This window comes from Bartonella sp. AP72JLCBS (assembly GCF_042195705.1).
Classification (GTDB): domain Bacteria; phylum Pseudomonadota; class Alphaproteobacteria; order Rhizobiales; family Rhizobiaceae; genus Bartonella.
Map to the genome: position 1 here is coordinate 12726 of NZ_JBHIOU010000005.1, position 21383 is coordinate 34108.

17 protein-coding genes are annotated in these 21383 nt (G+C 40.5%); 3 read left to right on the forward strand and 14 right to left on the reverse strand.

The window, feature by feature from the left end; genetic code table 11:
* Positions 1–638: 638 nt before the first annotated feature.
* Positions 639–1082 (reverse strand): hypothetical protein, encoded by a 444-nt coding sequence (locus ACFILO_RS03835; protein ID WP_375610680.1) that lies wholly within the window; start codon positions 1080–1082, stop codon positions 639–641.
* Between the two features lie 772 nt (positions 1083–1854).
* Here ACFILO_RS03835 and ACFILO_RS03840 point away from each other — a divergent pair.
* Positions 1855–2166: a hypothetical protein gene (locus tag ACFILO_RS03840; RefSeq protein ID WP_375677860.1), complete on the forward strand. Its 312-nt coding sequence runs from the start codon at positions 1855–1857 to the stop codon at positions 2164–2166.
* A gap of 1142 nt (positions 2167–3308) precedes the next feature.
* Here ACFILO_RS03840 and ACFILO_RS03845 read toward each other — a convergent pair.
* The 13 genes from ACFILO_RS03845 to ACFILO_RS03905 form a co-directional block, all read right to left on the reverse strand.
* Complete coding sequence (locus ACFILO_RS03845; RefSeq protein ID WP_375631825.1) at positions 3309–3794, reverse strand: hypothetical protein; 486 nt, start codon at positions 3792–3794, stop codon at positions 3309–3311.
* 1364 nt (positions 3795–5158) lie between these two features.
* The gene (locus ACFILO_RS03850) at positions 5159–6163 is read right to left on the reverse strand and encodes a phage tail protein (protein ID WP_375677861.1); all 1005 of its coding nucleotides are present in this window, start codon (positions 6161–6163) and stop codon (positions 5159–5161) included.
* Positions 6160–7299 (reverse strand): tail fiber domain-containing protein, encoded by a 1140-nt coding sequence (locus ACFILO_RS03855; protein WP_375613652.1) that lies wholly within the window; start codon positions 7297–7299, stop codon positions 6160–6162. The genes ACFILO_RS03850 and ACFILO_RS03855 overlap by 4 nt, the downstream gene beginning before the upstream one ends.
* Positions 7296–7748, reverse strand: coding sequence for a hypothetical protein (locus ACFILO_RS03860; RefSeq protein ID WP_375677862.1), 453 nt, complete (start codon positions 7746–7748; stop codon positions 7296–7298). The genes ACFILO_RS03855 and ACFILO_RS03860 overlap by 4 nt, the downstream gene beginning before the upstream one ends.
* A gap of 348 nt (positions 7749–8096) precedes the next feature.
* Entirely contained in the window at positions 8097–9560 is a 1464-nt protein-coding gene (locus tag ACFILO_RS03865; RefSeq protein ID WP_375621458.1) for a hypothetical protein, read from the reverse strand.
* A gap of 301 nt (positions 9561–9861) precedes the next feature.
* Complete coding sequence (locus tag ACFILO_RS03870; protein ID WP_375677863.1) at positions 9862–10083, reverse strand: hypothetical protein; 222 nt, start codon at positions 10081–10083, stop codon at positions 9862–9864.
* Between the two features lie 22 nt (positions 10084–10105).
* Entirely contained in the window at positions 10106–10801 is a 696-nt protein-coding gene (locus tag ACFILO_RS03875) for a hypothetical protein (protein WP_375613655.1), read from the reverse strand.
* A gap of 83 nt (positions 10802–10884) precedes the next feature.
* On the reverse strand, positions 10885–12003 hold the full coding sequence (locus ACFILO_RS03880; protein ID WP_273791303.1) for a N4-gp56 family major capsid protein: 1119 nt from the start codon (positions 12001–12003) through the stop codon (positions 10885–10887).
* A gap of 287 nt (positions 12004–12290) precedes the next feature.
* Positions 12291–13064, reverse strand: a complete 774-nt coding sequence (locus ACFILO_RS03885) for a hypothetical protein (RefSeq protein WP_375677864.1) — start codon at positions 13062–13064, stop codon at positions 12291–12293.
* A gap of 350 nt (positions 13065–13414) precedes the next feature.
* Complete coding sequence (locus ACFILO_RS03890) at positions 13415–15265, reverse strand: portal protein (RefSeq protein WP_375631844.1); 1851 nt, start codon at positions 15263–15265, stop codon at positions 13415–13417.
* Positions 15250–16611 (reverse strand): PBSX family phage terminase large subunit, encoded by a 1362-nt coding sequence (locus ACFILO_RS03895; RefSeq protein ID WP_375613658.1) that lies wholly within the window; start codon positions 16609–16611, stop codon positions 15250–15252. The genes ACFILO_RS03890 and ACFILO_RS03895 overlap by 16 nt, the downstream gene beginning before the upstream one ends.
* Positions 16612–17273: 662 nt before the next feature.
* Positions 17274–17555, reverse strand: coding sequence for a hypothetical protein (locus tag ACFILO_RS03900; protein WP_375677865.1), 282 nt, complete (start codon positions 17553–17555; stop codon positions 17274–17276).
* A gap of 206 nt (positions 17556–17761) precedes the next feature.
* Positions 17762–18085: a hypothetical protein gene (locus ACFILO_RS03905; RefSeq protein WP_375632089.1), complete on the reverse strand. Its 324-nt coding sequence runs from the start codon at positions 18083–18085 to the stop codon at positions 17762–17764.
* Between the two features lie 793 nt (positions 18086–18878).
* Here ACFILO_RS03905 and ACFILO_RS03910 point away from each other — a divergent pair.
* Positions 18879–19247 (forward strand): helix-turn-helix domain-containing protein, encoded by a 369-nt coding sequence (locus ACFILO_RS03910; protein ID WP_375677866.1) that lies wholly within the window; start codon positions 18879–18881, stop codon positions 19245–19247.
* A 1723-nt stretch (positions 19248–20970) separates the two neighbouring features.
* Positions 20971–21339, forward strand: coding sequence for a helix-turn-helix domain-containing protein (locus ACFILO_RS03915; protein WP_375677867.1), 369 nt, complete (start codon positions 20971–20973; stop codon positions 21337–21339).
* Positions 21340–21383: the final 44 nt, after the last annotated feature.

Genomic DNA, 21383 nt, shown 5'->3' on the forward strand with positions numbered 1-21383 from the left:
TCTCAAATCACACTGGTCTGTCAACAATGAAAATACTTATAAAATTCATACACTGAATTGATTTGTAATGGTAATTCATATTTTTTGTGTTGAGTAAGAAAATTAATATCGTAGGATTTTTCATCCTCAATCTGTTTGCTGTTGAATCAATCTCTTTTTCTTGCATGTTACATGTGGGAAAACCTGCGTGGAGTAAAAACGATAAAAAGACTAAAAGTGCCTCTTATGAACCGTCTCTAAGGCTAAAGGGCTGTCGACAGGCACCATTGGGAGCGAGCAAAATGTGAGATAGTACTGGCTTACTCTTTTTCAAACCATAAAGATGAACATGCTCTATAAATTTTATACATTCATGAGGGTTTTACCATTATACCATTCACCAAAACCATTACGAAATGGATTTCCCACACTCGTTATTTCCCTTAAAAAAGCGCAACAAACCCTCCTGAAACTCCACCACGCCCCCTTAAACATTTCAAGGAGGCCATCCATACCTTATGTCGCCATACCTTAAATAAGAAGTGCGATATAACAAGATAAATAAATCAAGCTGCTATTGGTCATGAGGCAGATAGTCATTTAAGAGGCTTTTATCTTTTTGTCAAAATTCGCATCCTTTTAACTTTCCATATAAAAACTTAAAAGTAATTGCGCCTTTTGCCTGTTTTATTTTCTCTTTCATTCAGAAAACAGTCTCGTAAGAGAAAATAATTTCCATCCCCAGGACGGACCCTCGTCAAACATTGTTTTTTAGCACTATCAGAAAGCTTATCCCACATTTCACGAATAGCAAAATAGGCCTCACTTTCCAAATTAAGACAATGCTGATAAACCTCTCTTTTCATATCGGGCATAACGGAGGCAGAAATTTCCTTGCAATATACGCGTAGATCAAAAACAGGAATAACCAATTCAACGGGTGCTTGTTGTGTTACTTTTTTATGAGAAGAAAAATAACTAACCACCTTTGCAACAACAAAACACAAAAACACTATACAAAAAAGTATTATGCAAACAAAAGCAATCTTGCGATATAATCTTTTGAAATAAGCCTTTTGTCTTGCTCGGATTCTTTTTTCCATAAAGATTGTACCCTTTAATATCCCAAGAGAAGCTTTTACAGCAAAAAATGATAGAAGTATCTGTGTACACAATACAGGTTATAGCCGCAAACGATCAAGACTCTTATGTCAAAAGACTCTCTTTTTTACCGTATAATTCTTATCGTATAAAATTCTTATGAAACACTTTTCTCATGCCCTTTATGAAAAAATAGGGCTGATGATTTTCTCTCACCACTTTTAAAGACGAAGATTCTTCATCCATGCGGATCTATAAACAATTCGTCTTTGTTAAGACATGTCATATTGATTTATAAAGAATATTTATTGTTTTACATGTTGAATGAGAAACCCGAACACCATAGGATTCTCTCATCCGAAGTTTGTTTTCTATTGAAACAATCAAAACCATGTTGCTTACAAGTTACAAGCGGAGCTAGCATGTGGATTAAAAACTGTATAAGAAAGGCATATGCCTCTTATGAATCGTCTTAAGTGTCAAAGACCGTAGCAAAATTGGGAGCTAGAAAATACAATGATGGTGCGGACTTGCCTCTACATAAGCGTGAAGATGGGAGTGCTCAATGGATTTACCGTTATTCACCACACAAACACTTCATATATAAAATCTTATACGCCTTCTATTACCGCCCCCTCAAAAAGCAGTCGCTAAAACAAGATAAGAGATTATAGATGTAAAACTCCTAACAAAAAAGAATGGACTTTCTAATCGAGATCAACAAACACTGTTAAAGACACATTTGCATTTTTGACCATGCTGGCATGTATGATAATGGCCCTTCAAATGCGCCACCATTTTATGCTTCACCTCATATCATTCTCCGTCAAACAATCACAAAGATTCTTTAACTATTCAACGCCCCCCAACCAAAGCAAAGAAACCAAACCCAGACGCCTGCATTTTTATTTGAATCTTCCCTATTGGGATAAAACACACAAGAATTTAAAGATTTCACTGCAAAATGAAATCACAAAATACAATAATGAGAAAAATATCCAAAGCCATCTCAATAACAAATATATAGCGCCCCTGTTATTAGAAAGTAAAAAAGCCGCACCATTTAAAGGCGCGGCTTATGAATAGAGATATAACTAAATAAAATACAAAAGAAATCAATAATAAATACTTATACACAAAACGTATAGTATTGCAAGCTTTTTAATTATATTTATAAAAATATCCAAAAAGAGTATAAATAATGATACATTCGTATTGAGGAGAACTGTTTATAACAATACACTTTCTAAAATAAAAACGTATCCAATAAATCAAAATACTTTGTAGCTTTATCTCAATATAATCCATGAAAAAACACACATGATTTAAGTCCATAATTATAATAAGACCCGTTCTTTTACGCTTGTAAAAGCTGGTTTTTCTTAACTTACATTCACCACTTCAAAAGATGAAGATTCTTCACCCAATCTGATTTATCAACAGCCCAGATTGCAGTGGGGTCCATTTGGCTTTTTCGTATGTGATTGATTTAAACTTAAAGCTCAACAAATAAGCCTGCCTTAAATATTTGCCACGCCCTTTAAAAAACACTTTTTGTATCATGGAAGCTCTTACAAAGAGACTTGCCTTATATCATCACACCTGAAAGGACAGTCTTTACAGCATAAACAGGATAAGACAAATCAACAACCGCTTGTACAATCTTGTCTGATAAGAAAACAAGTGAAACGTTAGCCTTCAAGCCTGCTCCAACAGTACAGCATTTCTCTTCTTTATAAGAAAAGACACAACGATACGCATGATTTTTTTATAGGCATTTTTCTGCTTTTGTCCTTTTGGCAATTAACATTTTCTTTTTATGGGATTTTTAACAAATTAAAATTGCGAGGATCTGCACTTTTTCTCTTTTAAAAAAGCGTAAAAATGGCAATTTTTTATAGAGTTAAAATCATCAAACGCTCTATCCAAAAGCTTTTTAAAATGATTGCACGATTTTTTATCTTTTTAAAGCTTCTTTTGCCATGCGTTTCTATTTGGGCATGGCTCCTTGCTCTGTAGGCTTTAAAAACTTACCCTTAGATTTCAATATGCGCCCTACTCTCCCCAACAACGCATGATCAACTTATCCAGCAACAACGCTTCTCTATCAATTTTTACCCTTTTTTAACATCTCAAACAGAGTGCAATTCCAATCCCCACCGAAGATATAAATTAGGTTTATCTCATCTATAGCTTCACCCCATACATATTGTTATGATCACTCTTTTCTATTTTTCCTTATCTAACAAAGAAGAAATCTCTCTAGAATGCTCAACACTGATGTTTTGAGTAACACTACTGTGTATTTCTAGCGGTTTATGTGCTGTAAATTTTGAAATAAAAGAGCTGTAGTCTATTTTTGGCGCCTCGTATATTGGAGAAAAAAATATGTCTCCAGCGGACGATGATTCTGTTTTAATTTCTGGTGCGCTCACAAAACTGTTTGGTGTCGTTATTCCACCACTCACAACACTATTAATACTGTCTTGCTTCTCTTCTTTCTCATTTTTTTTCTGTTCGACATTGGTAAGATCTAGAGCATTTAATTTTTTTTCTAAAGCATCCATGCGCTTTGCAATTTTTGTAATATCTTCATATGCTTTCTTCAACAATGCGTTTAAAGGAGCATGTCCCATTCTTCCGCTAGCATAAAGAACCACACGAATACATTCCGGATCATCAATATCAGCAATAGAAAATGGAAAAAGTGCCATTATATCCCCCTTTTTGATAAGCTAAACGCGCATTAAGCATTTGCATATCTTTTTTCGTTGTACGGCTCTTGTATTTCTCAGAAAACCTCAGAAAACCATATGAAAAGCTTTTGAAAAAAAATTCCTCATCGAAAATTTTTACAAGGTATTTTTTTAGATTATACTCTGTTTTCCACCTAAAATGATGATTTTACCACCTAAAACCAAAGAGAAATGCATGTCACCTTGCATGCTGTATCAACCTTTCCCAAAAGGACAAAGCCCACACCGGTCTTTAAATAATGGCAATCAATAAACAATGGTTTGTAAACAATCTGGCTTCTTATCTAACAGATTTGACTTGGCTTCCCCCTTCAAACGCATCCTTGTAATGTATCCCCTGTCCAGAGTTACTCTACAAAAAAATGCTGCGTTAGGAATACGCACAGACGAAAAACACCCCATGCATAAAATTTTAACCGCATCTCAAACAATGGTATTTTACAACACAACGGGATAAACTATTGTCTTATAGATTTTCTCGTATCACTCTCATCCTGTTTCAAGAAGTTGCCTGATAAGCACAAAATGCCATCTCAGAGGGTTCAATGCCTCACCATGTACTACAACGCATCGCCAACCTGCTGCTCTTGCCAACAGTGCACCCATTTTGAAAACAAAGAGGGGCTTTTTTCCTACACGCTTTGCCAAAAAAGGGAGCGCTCCATTTTGCTTTTTCTCGCTTTAAATAAACATATCCGTTAACCTCTTTCCACCACCCTCAAAGGACAAAGGTTTTAGCCCCACATCGGTTTGTAAACAATCCAACTCCTCTGAAGGGGCTCCATATCTGCTCATTATTTATATGATTCACTTGCATAATACTTAACCAAGAAAATCCTCACCATAACATTTGCTAATGTATTAAATACTTTAAGCTATCTTACTGATATCACCACCTTCAATAATAGTGTTTTAATGACGGTATTTTACGCTATAATAGGATAAAATTATCTAGGGGCTTTTTGTCATCGCACAGCAGCGCTTTAACCCCAGCACTTGAAATAATGGATCACGATATCACAAAAGAGAGGCATTTGAGCTAAAATATTGATTCCTCAGCAAAAAACGCCATGAATAAAGAAAGTTTTTTTGTTCTCCCCCTACCTTCAATAATCACCGTCTTGATCCTCTAAAGAACAATAGGCAAACTTACCTTTAGACATCCAACAAAGGCAGCACAAAAAATAAAGAGAGTTGAGTTTTTTCTAAAGCGCCTCAAAACTTTCTACACAATATATTCTATAAGACTTTATATTCAATAAGACTTTTTTTCATAACAAACATTTTAGCATTTTTATCTTTCTCTCACACAGCTTTCATTCTCAGGCTTTGACAGCATAAACCACCGCCATATTGACGGGGCGTGTTTCATCCCCCCCTGTTTTTTGCAACAAGACCTTATGTTCATGCTCTCCCGCAGCCTTCGTTAACCGATCTTTATTGTAGACTTGAGCCAGATGTCTATAATATTCACCGTGATTCATATCCCAAACTACTTCGTCAATCATTGGATAACTATGCTGGTGGTTACCTGTTGAATCTGTTTTTCCCTCATGGGTATGGGATTGAAAAGACTCTTCTTGTCGGCTTCCCAAGCGACGTCCTTTATCAATTTCTTTTCCACTATCGAGCCCCCGTAAAAACATTCCACGCAAATCGGGAACATTGAATGTTGTTCTCCCGTCTCCTTTTCCCCATGTTTCTCCCAGAACAGCAAAGAGATTAGCATAGTTCCTTCGCGAATATTCTTTACCATTACACAGTAACCATCCAGAGGGTATTTTTTCTGTAGCAAAAGTCCCGATAAATCCAGAAGAAAAAGTTTCAGGCAAAGGAGGAAAGGGCGGAATTTCAGGAAGTTTTATAGTAGGATTGGTTAAAAACCAGCCATCAGCATTTTTTCCGGCAATATCACGCGTATAGACGATCTCATAAAGCCCCCCTTTTTGAATTTCCCCGCCCTTTAAAGGCACAATACCCTCTGGCGTTGCCATATAAGTTGGTCGTGGTAGCAATTGATTTAAAGAAATATTTGTTATTCCTCTGTTGACGCCTTGTGCTTTAAAGCGCACAACAATGCCATCCATATAAGTCTCAAAAAAAGACTTTGTTGCCAAACGAAGTGACGTTCTCTCATTTTTCACATCGACAGTAAACTGTGTTTCAATCCCGCCCCCATTATCCAACAAATATTCTTTGATGCGTTGCATCATAGCGCGAGCACTATCATTGACTGTGCTTGGCGGTTGCCCTTCTGCCCAGTTTATATTCTCGTCGACATAAGCATTTTCTGATGCAACAATTGACCAATCATAAATCGAGCTCATAGAAGATACTCTTTTTTCAAAAAGGGAAAACGAGCAAAAAATGAAGAAAAGAAAGCCGCAATTTTATTTTTAGATGCCGGCATTTTCTCCATTTTCATTTTTTCCATTTTCAGGCCTATTTTGTCATAATCAACATGCAATAACTTTGTTTTCGCATTGACATAAACAGCTTCAGGGTTCACACGCAACACGTCTTGCGCCATAACGCCCTGATAACGTTGTGGATTTCCCTTATAATTAAAGGTATAAAGTGGATATCCCTTTTTCTGCCCCACAGGGATAATATTTTCTTTTGCTCTCACATCACAAAGCCCTAAAATTCCTCCGACCAATCCAAGCACTTGCTGCGCATCACGCAATGGATCTTTTGTCACAGAAGGCATTGTCGTGGATTTTCCTGAAGTCGTTCCGTAATTTCCAGCAGCCTGTGTTCCTACCTGTAACAAACTTTGCAATCGGTTCCAATCTTGATTATCTTTTTCTGACCATTTTTGGCGTTCAGCATCTAAGACATTTTGGCGGTTTATATCTTGAATCATGCCCCCTTTCAAAGCATTGCTTTGCACGTTACTCTGTCCTTGATAATAGCTATTTGCCGCATTAACTTGATCATTCTGAGAGCGATCAATCATCTGGTTTGCATTCATCATATTGTTAATATCTTGATTATATTGCTGTGCTGCAGCATTTGTTGCCAAGGCGCCTAACTCATCGGCCAGCACACCAGTATGAGCCCCAGAGCCATAACGTCCTGCTCCCGACATCGATTGATTAATTGCATCGGACGTTTTATTCAGAGCATTTTGCAATGCAGTATTAAATTTACTATTGCTTCCAATCCAGCTTCCCTTAGCCATACCGGAAAGATTTGTAGCGCTGTTGGTTGGTGCACTCAACCATTGCGTTACCGTTGGATTGTTATAGAGCCCTGCTGCTTGTTGTAAACCGGTCAGCGCATTTTTTGTCATATTGCTAAGACCAGCGACTCTGTCTCCCTGATAAACGTTTCCGCCAATTCCTTTATTATAAAGTCCAAGTGCATCAGCACTGGCTTGTTTAAGAATATCAGCCGCCCAAGCAGGTGGAGCATTTGTTTGTGTTGTTGTCTGCACTTGAGGTGTGGTTTTTCTACTCATGGGTTCAGAACCTTTCTATATTGAATAAGATTACGAGAATATCCGTGATGAGCGAGCTTTTTCGCCCATCCAGTTCTTCCAAACATGTGCATTTCTTCAGCATTAATTGTTCGCGCCCATTTTTCGACTTCATCAATCAACTTGACCAATTTCAGCCCTCCCTCTCCAGCAAGATCAGAGAGAACGACGCATTTTTTTCCCGTATGGGTTATTTCAACTTTGGTAATTGCAAAAGCACTAAATTGGATTTTATTTTTTAAGACCAGCCACAATTGTGCTTGTCCTGTAGCGATTTCTTCAGCAATTTTTTCCAGACAAACATCATCCGGAAAGCGCTGAACATATTTTTTCAATGCAGCATTGAGAGCCTCTTGATAGGGAGCTATTTTTTCCCATAGCCACTGCTCTGTCAGATGAGCAGAATATAAATCTTGACTCTCTTGCATCATAATTTTAGCTCTTTTAGCTTTGTCATTTCCCTCATTTGAGCAATACGCATCCCCATGCATACTTCACGCATTCCATGCCCCCCGCACAATAAAAGAAAAAAAGCCCCATCATCCCTTTGTCACAACAAAGAGGGAACTTTTTTCTTTATAAAAATAAACCATGGTGCAGCCTATTTTCCTTTATCGCAGAAAAGCATGAAACATAACGCACCACCTTGTTCTTCATATTATAAAGACACAGCTTATCGCATTGTGCCTTTGTTTATAAAGGCTTGGGAAGTCTATGGGGCATTTGTTCTTTAATAATAGAGGTTTGAGCCTATCGCATGGTATTACAAAAGGGCATGCCTATCGCATGCCGGCCCGCGTCAATTCCACATCAAATCCAGTGACATGAGTCCAATTCACCCCTTCAGGAATACGCAATTTAAAGCGATAAAACCGTGCCCTTGCACGACAATGAATTTGTCCAGTATTATAAGAGGGCTGTTTTTCTGGCAACCAAACAGTTTCCTCTTCAAGAGATTGTCGAAAGCGCATTCCCACAGACAAATAAAACTTTCCACTATTGACTTGAGGCATAATATTTTTCACCCGTGTTATCCTGCCATTTGTCTGCCCCATTTCTTGTGATGTCACGACACAAGCCATAGGACACCCAGAAAACGAACCCAGTCTCCCCTGTTGATCAAATGCCCCCAGAATAGGCGATTCATTTTTCCAAGCCTTACTATCAAGAGAAAAGGACAAGTCATCAATATTCTTAGTCACAAAATCAAGACCTTCTAGGGTTGTTCCGGCTAAGAAAATAGGCAATATCATTTTGATATCGACGAGAGCTTTTGTCCATTTTTGCAATCCCCAATCATAAATGAGCAAGATACGTTTATGAAGATTCTCATCAGAATCAACCATCCAATAAACACGATTATACACCCCATCGATAGCAGCAGATAGAGTGTACAGATTATCCTTCCTTGATTTTGCGGTCATCGTTCGATCGACTTTTTCGAACCCAATGGGTATAATCTGTCCCTCATTTGTTATTTGATAAAACCCGCCCTCATCGGCAAAGAATGCTAAATCGCCTCTACAAACAATTGATTCAGCATTTTTTGCGCCTCGTTTATCGTGGATTTTTTGGAAACTAAAAATAATCTTAGAGCCAGGGATAAAAGAACCGGCATAGATTGCAGAACGCATAAAGATAATTGGATTTGTTGTCTCCGTTGCCCCTTGGACGAATCCGCCATCAGGAAAATCTTGATAATCACAACTTTTTTTCCCCACGGTCCAAAATTCAGCATCATTTAATCCAGACCAATGAACCCTTCTTGGATACTCGGTTAATTTCATCAAACAAACGAAATCTCCCCAGACACGAACAATCCCTGCCTGTGGTGGATTTCCTCCTAAATTTCTAAATGTTTTATCATGGTTAATATCAATCACTTGTGGTTTATCATTGGCATTCACCGCAATGATCAAATCACCAAACAAAGCAAAAGACCACGGAGCATCAACATTAGCCAGATAAGGTTTTCCTTTTTGGCTAATATCTTTCCAGTTCATTGTTGTATTATCAAGCAAGAAGATTTTTTCTCTTGTCCCGACAATAATAGAAACCCCATTTTTTGTTTTAACCGCAAGAGTGCCTAAAATTGGCTCCGGACAAGGCTCTGATAAAGGCTCAAAACTTGGCATAGGGATATAGGAGCCATCAGCCGGGAGCACATTAACAAGTTCATCGGTAAAAATTCCATTGATATCCGCCACATCGGGTCGATAATCAGCGATTGGGAAAAAAGCCATCAAGACCCCCATAAAATCTTTGAAGAGCCCAGTGCCATTCAAAACACCAAGGCTTATTGATAAAAAACCACAAAAGCCCTTAAAACTCTAAAGGCATAAAATTCAACAAAATAAACAACCTTAAGTTGTCTAACGCACCAAAAAAACGATACCATCAATAATAGCCACCCCAACGCCATCCACCAGCGCCAAACCAAAATCAACTGCCCGCAAATCAACCCCCACAATGACGGGGGAAAGAGCCATCAAAAGCCCCCCATAAAACCTTTGAAAAGCTCAGTGCCATTCAAAACACCAAGGCTTATGGATAAAAAACCACAAAAGCCCTTAAAACTCTAAAGGCATAAAATTCAACAAAATAAACAACCTTAGGTTGTTTAACGCACCAAAAAAAAACGATACCATAAATAATGGCCACCCCAACGCCATCCACCAGCCCTTCACCATCAACACCCAACGCGTGTAGCCAGCCATAAGTGACAAACCAGCCACCAGTGCCAAACCAACCTTCAACGCCAGCCATAAACGATTTGGAAAAAAGTCTTTTAAAAACGCATTGGGCGAATCTTTGAAGAACCTTTTCGGCGCGATGTTTCAATGCGCAAAGCTTGAAGCTGTTCTTGAAAATCTCTGAAAGAAACGGCGGCATATTCAGGATCTTTAAGAATATTTTTATAAAGTTCATATTTTGCTCGTGCTTTAATAAGATCAAAAGCATAAATCAACCAAGGGTTATCATCCTCTTTCAGCTGTTCATCGGCAAAATGAACAGGAGCATAAGAAAGCTGTACAGCTTCCACATGTTCTGGTGTTGGAAAGAGTCCTATTTTTTGATCAAGGTAGGTATAAAAGAATGGCGTTCCTAGCGCAGGATGCATACCATATTGTTGATGCAACACTTCCAAGGGCTTAAAGAACAACTTTGTTGGTGTTGCACTCTTTGTTACTAAAAAGACGCCCTCCAAACTCTTTTCTGCTTCAATAAAAACCCCTTCTTCTTGCCCATACCATGTTTTACCACTTTGTGTTTTAAACGTCCTTTCTCTTTTTTCATTAAAGAAAAAGGGTTCGCGTTCACACAAACGCAAAGCCGTAAAAATTGAATCTTGAATTTGCAGGGAATATTCCGCTGTTGTATCGTCAATTTCATCTTGAATAAGCGCGACCATATAAGCAAAAGTTTTAGAATGGTCTGAATGTGTAAGGTTTAGATTTTGGGGATCAGAGGATAAAGTGGTCATAAGCCTGTCCTTGTTTCTGGAAGCATTTTAAATTTTTCCCCCAACAGATCCCTCTTGTTGGGGGAAGAGAGCAAAAATTTGCTTTAAGCGGGTGCTCCATAAGTTGGAATGACAATAGTGCCAAAATCCTGAGCCCCTTGCGTACTGCCTGGCAAGGTAAAGCAAGTTTTTTTCATCCCAATAATGGTTTTTGCCGCAACCCCGAATTCTCTTTCATAGTCGAAGAGTTCTTCCACCAATTTATAGCGTGTCGCCCCTCGATCTTTACCAAAAGCAATCACAGCACTCTGTGCACCAAGCAGAACAGCCCGCCGCACATTTGGTACAGCTTTGTTAGCGGTTCCAGCTTCGACCCCTTCGGTAATATGTTCAGCTTCGCGCAAAACCACACCATTATACATGCCCAAAGACCCATCATAGAGCGGATTTTTGATACGACTTCCACTATAGATTGCCTTAGTAATGTCGAGCCATTGCCCCGCATCAGTATTGGTTCGCAATTGTGTCACTTGGGTTGGATGTAGATAAAGCACATAGACATTTTCGCCATCAATCCGCACAGGTCTAATTTTAGGATTTGCCAATTTAGCCCGTTCAACTGCTTTATCAATCAAGCTGAGATCAAAAACATCGTCTTCTTTTAAGTCCTCATCTTTTGCTTTATCATTAGGACGTACCACACGTTTATTGGTTGGTGCCGTTGGCGCATTAAACCCATAATGAACTGGTTTAAGGGTAATCGTGCGTCCTTCAAAGTTAATTGTTTTTGCGGTATACCCGCAAACTTGAATGAAGAACATCATACTCAGACGATCTGCATACCAATCAACCAAACCATTTTTTGCCTCGGTGCGCAAATCATGGAGAATTCGTTGTTGATCAATCGTTCCCTCATTTTTGACACGCACAGCATGAACGAGTTCATTAATTGCCAAGCGATCATTGAGAAACTGTAAAGCTTCTTCATTGCCTTCCAATGTCTGCCCTTCGCTCACCCCATCGCCTAGCAACTGCACACGCAAATTAAAGCTAATAGCATCCCCACTTGCTTTCGTGGTTTCATCTTTTAATTGTACGATACTGTTTGAATCATTTCCAATCAACGGTGCAATTGGAAGTGCTTTTGAGACTTCTTGGTTTAGTAATTTAGACCATGTGCGCACTGCCATTGGGTCATTAAGTCCGATATAAGTTACAGTCATTTTGTCCTCTAAAAGTTTTATTGACATAAAAAACCCGGCAAAGCGCCGGTTGTTAAAACACCACATTTCATTTCAAATGGTGAATAGGTTGTTTGTGAGTTTTATCTAATTTCTGTTAGCGTCTGCCTCCCCCTTATAAGAGCTCTCCTCTCCACATCCGTGTTTAAGAAATCCCCCCGCATTCTCCTGCGCCAAAAGCCTCTTAACGTTCCCGCAAAAAACACTCCCCCGCATTCTCCTGCGCTAAAAGCCTCTTAACTTTCCCGCCCCCCCTCTCATTCTTGTTTTTAAAATTCTCTTCCCCCCATTAAACGATTAAAAGCAGCTTTATTTTTAGGTTCAGCAACCCAAGCGCTAAACTCTGCTTCTGACATTTTATCAAGCATATCCAAAGAAATCGGCCCATTTGGCGTCAAGCCGTTATAAGCAGCAAGAGTACGTGCAGAATTGTGTCTTTCCTGTAAATTTTCACCCATGTTATTGGGAACATTTGTGTAGCCAATTTTTTGTGCAATAGAGTAAATCACTTCAGCCGGATTTTGATTTTTTTGCGCACAATCGCGCAAGATCTGCTTCAACTCATCACCAATCAACGCATCAATATTTTTGGGGTCTGCCATCTCAGGATAGAGCGAAGCACAAGCTGCCAACTGTTTAGCCCGAGTTTCATAAATAAAATCAGCTGCTTGATCAAAATCATGATGCTTTTGTTTAACACTAGCAACAGACTGCTGAAAAAACGCATGCAACTGTTCTGCTTCCAAAGCAAGAGAAGGCTGTTGTTTTTCATGTAAAAGCCCTTGTTTTTGGAGTGTTTTTCCCAACCATTGCATATAGCCCATAAAGTCTTTTTGTGGATCTGGTGGAGCATCTTCTCCCCCTTGAACCTCTTTTCCAGCCTTTTGCGAAGAGTCCTGTTGTTGATGCATTTGCCCTTGAAAATTATCTTCAAGAGTTTTTTCTTCTCTTCCAATTTCACCATTTTCTCTCTCTTGTGTTGAGACCAGAAAATCTTGTTTCAATTGGTTTTGTTCTGCCGGCGTTAAGTGTTCTTGATCCATGACATTAGCCTTCTCTTTTTTTAAACAATAAAATAAAATTTTTCAGATAAAACAGCCCCATAAGCATTTATCGCTTAATGCTTACCCATCATCACTTAGGCTCCAGCATTCTCCTCACATGGCTCCCCCACCATGACAGCAAAACACCTCCCACCATATCCCCGCCGTGACAGCAAGACTCTATTAAAGATGTTTCCCAACACCAACACTACGACTCAACACAACAGCTCTTCTGAGATAAAGAGAGGCGACATTGCACGACATAAGCAACATGGGTAACTATGGACATTGTTTAGATAAGCAACTTCTGATAGATGAAATTCATCCAAGAGAGCGCATCATAAAGCATCCTATTGTTGAGCCTTTACTGTCTGCAACATCTGCATTATCTGGTCTGCCCCCACATTATTCCCCATCTGCGCTGAGGCATTTTGCTCTTCTTGAAGAGAATTTTGCGCCTTTATCGCAATTTTATGAATGAGTGAGGCTGGTAAAGGTGAATAGCGTAAGAGATCAAGCATAATCTCAGGCGTTGCAAAATTTTGCATCAAAGGAAGCAGTTGCATGATCAGTGCAAAAGTACGCTCTTTTTCATTAAGACTTGTTGGTGCATCATCCACGACAATATCATATTCCAAACTTGTCACCATTTCGCGTGTCAGCGGCACATACTGGGCATTTTCATCACCAGCAATACGAACCAGCCGCCCATCGGACAGATAATTTTGAATAAGATAGAGAATAATTTTTCCCTGTCGTTGCCGATATCGACGCAACCCATCAAAAAAGGAAGCCAAAAGATTAAGTGACGATTGTCGCCGTTGTTGCTCAAGAATGCCAGGCTGATTGACAGCTCGCGTCCCAATAAATTCAGAAGACAACCCCGTCACCTGTTCAAGTGCGCTCTTTGCTTCATTAAACAATTGGAAAAACCCTTGCGGAAATTGTGCCACGGGTTTAGGCTGAATTCTTCCCCCAGACACAGCACCACTTTTCAACCAAGTAATACTATCAGCTCTAGCCCAACTCTCGACGGCTTGTCGATCATCATCAAAAGCATCGCGTTCTGCCATAATGCCGCCTTTTGATTGGCTATTGAGCAAATGCATTACTTGACTAAAATATTTGTTTGCCCACCGTTGCGGATCTTTTGTAGGGCGCACAATTCCATAAAATTGCCGGCTTAACTTATCAAAAGTACCGGTAATACACTCCCATCCCAATTGATTGGGTGGAACCAAGGGCTTATCAGGCGCTTCAAGCAGCTTTCTACCTAAAAATGCCCGTTTGACAATTTTTCTGTTCAACCTTGTTGCTTGAACATGAGGAAAGGTTTTGCTTAAATTTTGGAAATCCTGCTCTGAATAATCGACAAACTTTCCACTTAGAGGCTCGAGAACTTTATAAACCACCTCGCGTTCAAACCAGCGACATTCTACCAATGTCACCATTTTAGGACGTTGATAGCCGCTCCCCTCTTCTCCTTGATACCCCCTCTCGGACTGATAATTTTGTGTCATCCCATCGCTGGTTGAATGTAAAAAACTCTGATGTTTAACCCAATCAGCATTAAGGTCACTCCAATGAACATTGGGAAACATTTCCTGCGCCACAGCAAGGGGTTTTTCATCAATATACCATAAGCGTTGAGCATCAATAAGATTAGACTTGACAGCACTTGCATCCCACACCATTTTCATCGGGTCTAAGCGTGCAATAATTGGTTTTCCTTGCGGATCTTGTTCATAATCAAGGCGTGTATCTGTCCAGCCCATACCGCAAATAATTGCATCTTGAAAGGCATCGGAATCTTCGTATTCCCCATCGGCTTCATCGCGAAACCATTCGGCTGCTCCTGTCAAAATCTGGTTCGCAAAGGCAGCTCCTTCTTGTCGTGGAATAAATTGCACTTGCCTTTTATTATTGCGCTCAGCCCCAATCACGGCATTAATTAAAGGCGCAATACGGTTAAAAGTCATCACGGGTCTGTTTTGTTCGTGCAAGACAGCCAAGTCTTGCTCATTCCATTGCCGCCCATTATAAAAATCGTAATCTTCCTGGGCATTTTTTCGCCATTTTTCGACATGATCAATATCATCCTGATACCAACCCACGAGTTTTTTAAAGAGAGCTTGATTTTCAAGCGTTTCGATTTGATTAAAAGAAGAATCTGTAGAACTATTCATTAAAAAGCCATCCATGAAGTTTGAGAATGGTGAAACGAGCGATAAGGTTTTTTTCGCGCTTTAGCATTTGGTTGTTCATAAGCCACACACATCAGTCCAAAGGCATCGGCGCCATGGCTAGCCCAATCATGTTCAGCTCCTAGTCCGATATTGCGCTGTTCGTCGCGCTTTTCATGATACCAAGCAAGCGCTTTTCTGCCCGCACATGTCGTTTCACGATTAAACCATAGTGCAGGAAACAACCGCCGTACGGCTTCGATACGCATTTTCACAGCGCCTGTTCCTTGGTTAGGAATTATTTTGGTTTGAAAACCGGCTTGTTGAAGGGCACTTTCAAAACTCACATTATAGACACGATCTTTTGTTGCGCCATCATGAGGCAAGACCATAAGAGCCTTTTCATATCCCCTTTGAAAGACCCACCCCACATGTTCTGAGAGAGGTTGACCTTGGGCTTCATAATAATCGAGCACTCGGATTTCCCGTCCAACAAACTGCGCGACCCACAATGCGGTAGCATCAGCCTTTGCGCCTGTTCCCCCGATATCCCAAAAGATTCTCACCTGCATCAAAGGATCCCGTGGAACAGTGGTAATCCGCCCTTCCATTTCGGCTTCGAGAAGACATTTCTGATAATAAGCCCCTTGGACAGCTTGGAGATATTCGCCTTCCCAAATATGGTTATACTGCTCTGGTCTTTGCTGCAAATCGTCCATTCGATCACGATTGAGTTTTTCAGGAAATTGCGGATTATCACGCCAATTAATTTCCACCCCTTTGATATGAGGATTATCGACATTTCGGAAACGTTTTTCCACGGCTGCATTTTCATGGCATGGGTTCCATGTGACCCATAATTCTGCATTCCAATCTTTTCCTTCTTCGCGCAAAGTTGGAATAAGTGTTTGCCAAGCAGTTTCTGTCACGGGTTCGGCTTCATCGACCCAACAAAGGAAAACGCGACCCATTGATTTAATACTTGCGATATTGCGATCAAGCCCAGCAAACACATAGACAATCCGTCCATCTTTTGACTTAATATATTTATCGCCAATGTCATAATAATCTTGTAAAAAAGGGTAAGATTCGATAGCGCGTTTAATTTCCTCCAAAGAACTTTCATTAAGAGAATTTTGAAATTGCCGTGCACAAAGAATAATCCCGCGTTCTCCAGCCATTCCATGGCGATATCCCACCACAGCAGACATCAAAGCAAAAGAACGTGTTTTTCCAGAACCGCGTCCTCCCCAAGCGGCTCGCACATCGGCATTTCCAGTAAAGACAGGAATAAGCTTTGGAATAAGAGCCACTTGAGCCGTTTTCTGCTCAATTTTTTGAGAAATTTTCTGAACAGTTGTCATTATAAATTTTCATACTTTAGCAATAATTGCGCTGCACCCTTTTGCTTATCCCAAGTTTAATGATCCCAGAGCAATTGAACGAAAAGAGCAATTGAACGAAAAACGCCCTTCTCAAAAGCAGCGCTTTATCTTTTCTTCATCCTAATATTCAATAAATTTCACTTTTTTGCATGAGATCCCCTTGACCCCACCTATGCGCCCCAAGCCCCCAAGGCACAAAAGCCCCACCCCCTCAAACACCGCGCCTGTCATCCCCCAACCACAAGCAAGGTATCCTCCCCAACCAAATCATAGCCTCAGCACATGGCTCTCAGGCATATCCAAAGCCCAACATCCTCCAATATCATGCCTCTCAAGCATCACCAATCCTCACACTTTATCCCCCAAGATACCCCCACCAAAACACATGCATCAGGCAAGCATAACACTTCTCTCAAGTTTCATGCCCCTCACCCATCAAAACACTGTTCCATATCCACCACACAAATACCCTGCACCAAATCCCCTCCAGCACACGGGCCCTTACGGCATCATTCACCAAAGCCCCTTCCCAATATCACAAGCGCCCACAAACACGATAGCCTCCGCTTCAATCCCCTCAAGATAGGCAATCACCAAAGCAGCCCCCTTGCAAGACATCACCCCACATCACCCACCTCAGCCTAACATTTTTCAATATCACAAGCCTCAGTTATCGAGGTATCAAGCTTCTCCGGTTCGCTACTTTTTGCATTCACTGGCACAATCTCAATACGCGAAACTGTTTTTGATATCTCCACACCTTCAATAACGAGAAAAGCCCAAATCTTCACCAAATGTCCAAAACAGCAAATATCATCAAGCACTCCCCAACATCTTTCAGGTATCGCGCCCCTCATGCATCGCCATAAAAGCATCTTGCCGCCCCCTTCACACAAACCACCCCAGACGCCATGTACCCCCAAAAAACACCATATGCACCGAAGTCTCCTCCAGTCCACGTCCTCATGCTTCCCCCACCAAAGCTTAACAACGTCACAGCTCACACGCCTAAAGCACACGCCCCTCACCGCAATTTCAATCATAAGCTTTCAGACAAACATCTAGCATCCCCGTTCAAAGACAATATCCCTTAAACATCATGTGCCCAACCCAACATTTTCTCGTAGCTTCAAGCCTCAGTTGCCGAGGGATCATGCTTCTCCGGTTCGCTATTTTTTGCATTCACTGGTACAATCTCGATACGCGAAACTGTTTTAACCTCCCCCTCTCCAGCCCCCTGAAGAGGCAACACTTTTGCCAGCAGCGAAAAAAAAGGTACGGGATTATTGAGAGCATGATACTGAAGATAAGACACCAGCCCATCTTCACCATAGTGATATCCAGCCTGCTCCGCCGCTGTCAAAAGAGCTTCATTAAATCGCTTTGTTGTTTTATTTAAAGCCCCTTTTTTCCGCCCTCTTCGACGTAAGGGAAGACAATGTTCATCTACCATCATCATGTTCCTTCCAACTAAAGAGAAACCAAAACCTCAAACACAAAAAATGACATAAAAATCAGCAACAAAATTTGACAAGCATTCAACAATTAAAAAAAATGGGACACACCCAAAAAGATAAGAGCCCACATAAAGCCCAAACCCTCCGCATAATTTTACAGATTCACATTTTTACGCTTTTACATCATTACAGAAAAAAGCCAAACGAAACGCTCAAATCACTACCCCGCACCGTTCTGTAAACACGGGTCTGTCAACAAGCTGATTTCTCGTCTATCAGATTTCCCTGCTGATTATTTCATATGGCTATCCCACACTTCAAAGAATGGTGTTTCATCAAACACGCCAGATAAGCTCTGATCTACAATTCGACTTCAAAAAGCAAATTTTCCTCTGCTGAATAAAGCTTCCACCCCGCACCGGTTTTAAACTATCATCCAACCTCTTCCCCAGTAAATTCCCCTACTAACATCAGATTACCACCCCCAAACATCCCTATTTTACACTATAACCGTATAGCAAACATTTTAATTTTTCTTGCCAATCCCTTGAAATTACTTTATCACTCAAAGGATATTTTGATCGTCCACGCAACGATCAATAAGGGATAGTAAAGCCCTAAGCTCTAGCGTAAGAATGAACCCACTTTGTGGGTGTCCCGGGATTCCGGGAGTTTTTGCTATGTCCAGGTGTGATAAGCACTAAAAGCAAAAATGCTGACTAGAGCTCAGTACTTTACTACTCCCGGAATACTCATGCGAGGGCGCTCGCAACCGGAGGGGAGCTTGAAGTGCGAACTAAAAATTCACATTTCAACGACATTTCAATAGGTAAAAAGATCCGTCATAGAAGAATTTCAATGGGACTTTCTCAAAAGGAATTAGGAAGCCATTTAGGTGTCAGTTTCCAACAAATCCAGAAATACGAAAAAGGTTTAAATCGTGTAAGCGCGGGGTGTTTGCTCGAAATTGCTAAAAAACTAGCAGTTCCTATGAACTTTTTTTATGCGGACCTTTTAACAGCAGATATTCCCACAAAAGAACATGCCTTACACCACAATCAAGACACATACAGCGAAAAAGAATACGCCCTTTTAAAAAACTTTAGAGAGCTCCAGCCGAAAAAACAAAAAGCAATTTTGTGGTTAATTTCTGATTAGACAAAAGCACACCCATCAACATCCCTCGCCAATATATCAACATCCTTAAAATATAAGCTTCAGATCACGACACTTCAAAGAAGGCAATTTTATCAGACAAGACAGATAAGCCCTGCCCTAAAATATTCCCTCACACACTTTTCTCCAGTCAACGCGATTTATACCCCTCTTCATCCCAGCTTTCCCCTCTCCATTCACAAATGCGTCCCCTAGTTCTCCGACCACATTCCATGTCAAGACAAAAGCATACAATGCATAAATTCTTCACTTCACTTTTACGGATTCACGTTTTTACGCTTTTACATCTCTACAGAAAGCAGTCAAACGAAATTTTTCCCCCAGCATCTTACACTGCGTTGTCAAGAATCCGACATCTTGTAGCAATTTCCTCCTACCAAGCACTTAGACAGATCAGCACACCATACCCCTCAAACAACGGATTCAACAAGCAAGCCTTTTCTAAATATTCTTACACCCATCCCTCTCCAACACAAAGAGCGAAAGCTCCCACAAATACCGATCAATTCCGCTTCGAAGCAAAGACCCCACCCAAAAGACAAAGCTTCACACACACACACCAAAAAGCTTCTCCCACAGTGCCAATTTTCACATGCTTCATCCTAGCTTTCCAATTCATTTGCAGACTCGTTCCCCAGTCCTTTCCCCCCATTCCATGTCAAGACAAAAGCATACAACGCATAAATTCTTCACTTCACTTTTACGGATTCACGTTTTTACGCTCTTCTATCTTTACAGAAAGCAGCCAAACGAAATTTCCAAACTAACCCACCACTCAATAAACAAGAGTCTGTTAACAATCCCACTTTTATCGCGTATATTGCATTTGGGCAACCACCTCTCACCACCCCTCAAAGAATACTGTTTCACCAGACACGGACAGATAACCCCTACCCTCCAATATCCAGACACTCTCACAAAAAGCACCTTATTGATATACCCGAATTATTGATATGCTTGAAGGTCCCTCGACGGCATATCCTTGCCTCTAATGCCTCCATCTCACCCTACCTCAAATGACAATATTTTACAGCATAAGGCATAAGGCATAAGAATATAATGAGATAATTTTTAAGATACAAAAAAATGCTCTCATTTTCCAAACCTTTTAATTGTTCTTGCCAATCTCCTGAAACTACTTTATTGATAGTTCTGTGTTTTTGATCGTCCACGCAACGGTCAAATAGGGAGTTGAAGCCCGAAAACTCAAACGGTAATTTACCCCACTTTGTGGGTATCCCGGAGTTCCGGGAGTTTTTGCTATGTCCAAGTGCTTGTCAGCACTAAAAGCAAAAAGCTGATTTGAGTTCAGTGCTTTCAACCTCCCAGAATACTCATGCGAGGGCGCTCGCAACTGGAGGGGAGCTTGAAGTGCAAACTAAAAATCCAGATTTCGCACTTTTTTTAAAAAGTACCCAATCTTATAGTCTTTGAAATTATTTTGATTTTTCTTGCCAATCTTCTGAAATTGCCTTATGAATTGATCTGTGTTTTTGATCGTCCACGCAACGGTCAAATAGGGATTTGAAAGCCCGAACGCTCAGTACATAAATTTATCCCGCTTTGCGGGTATCCCGGAATTCCGGGAGCTTTTGCTATGTCCAAGTGCTTGTCAGCACTAAAAGCAAAAGGCTGGCTGAGCTCAGTGCTTTCAAACTCCCGGAATACTCATGCGAGGGCGCTCGCAACCGGAGGGGAGCTTGAAGTGCAAACTAAAAATTCACATTTCAATGATATTTCAATAGGTAAAAGAATCCGCCATAGACGCATTTCAATGGGACTTTCTCAAAAGGAATTAGGAAGCTATTTAGGTGTCAGTTTTCAACAAATCCAGAAATACGAAAAAGGATCTAATCGTGTAAGCGCGGGGTGTTTACTAGAAATTGCTAAAAAACTAGAGGTTCCTATGAACTTTTTTTATGCGGACCTTTTAACAGCAGATATTCCCACAAAAGAACATGCCTCACACCACGATCAAGACACATACAGCGAAAAAGAACACGCCCTTTTAAAAAACTTTAGAGAACTCGAAGCGAAAAAACAAAAAGCAATCTTGTGGTTGATTTCTGATTAGACAAAAGCCCATCAATCGACATCCGTTGCCAATATTCCCCTCAG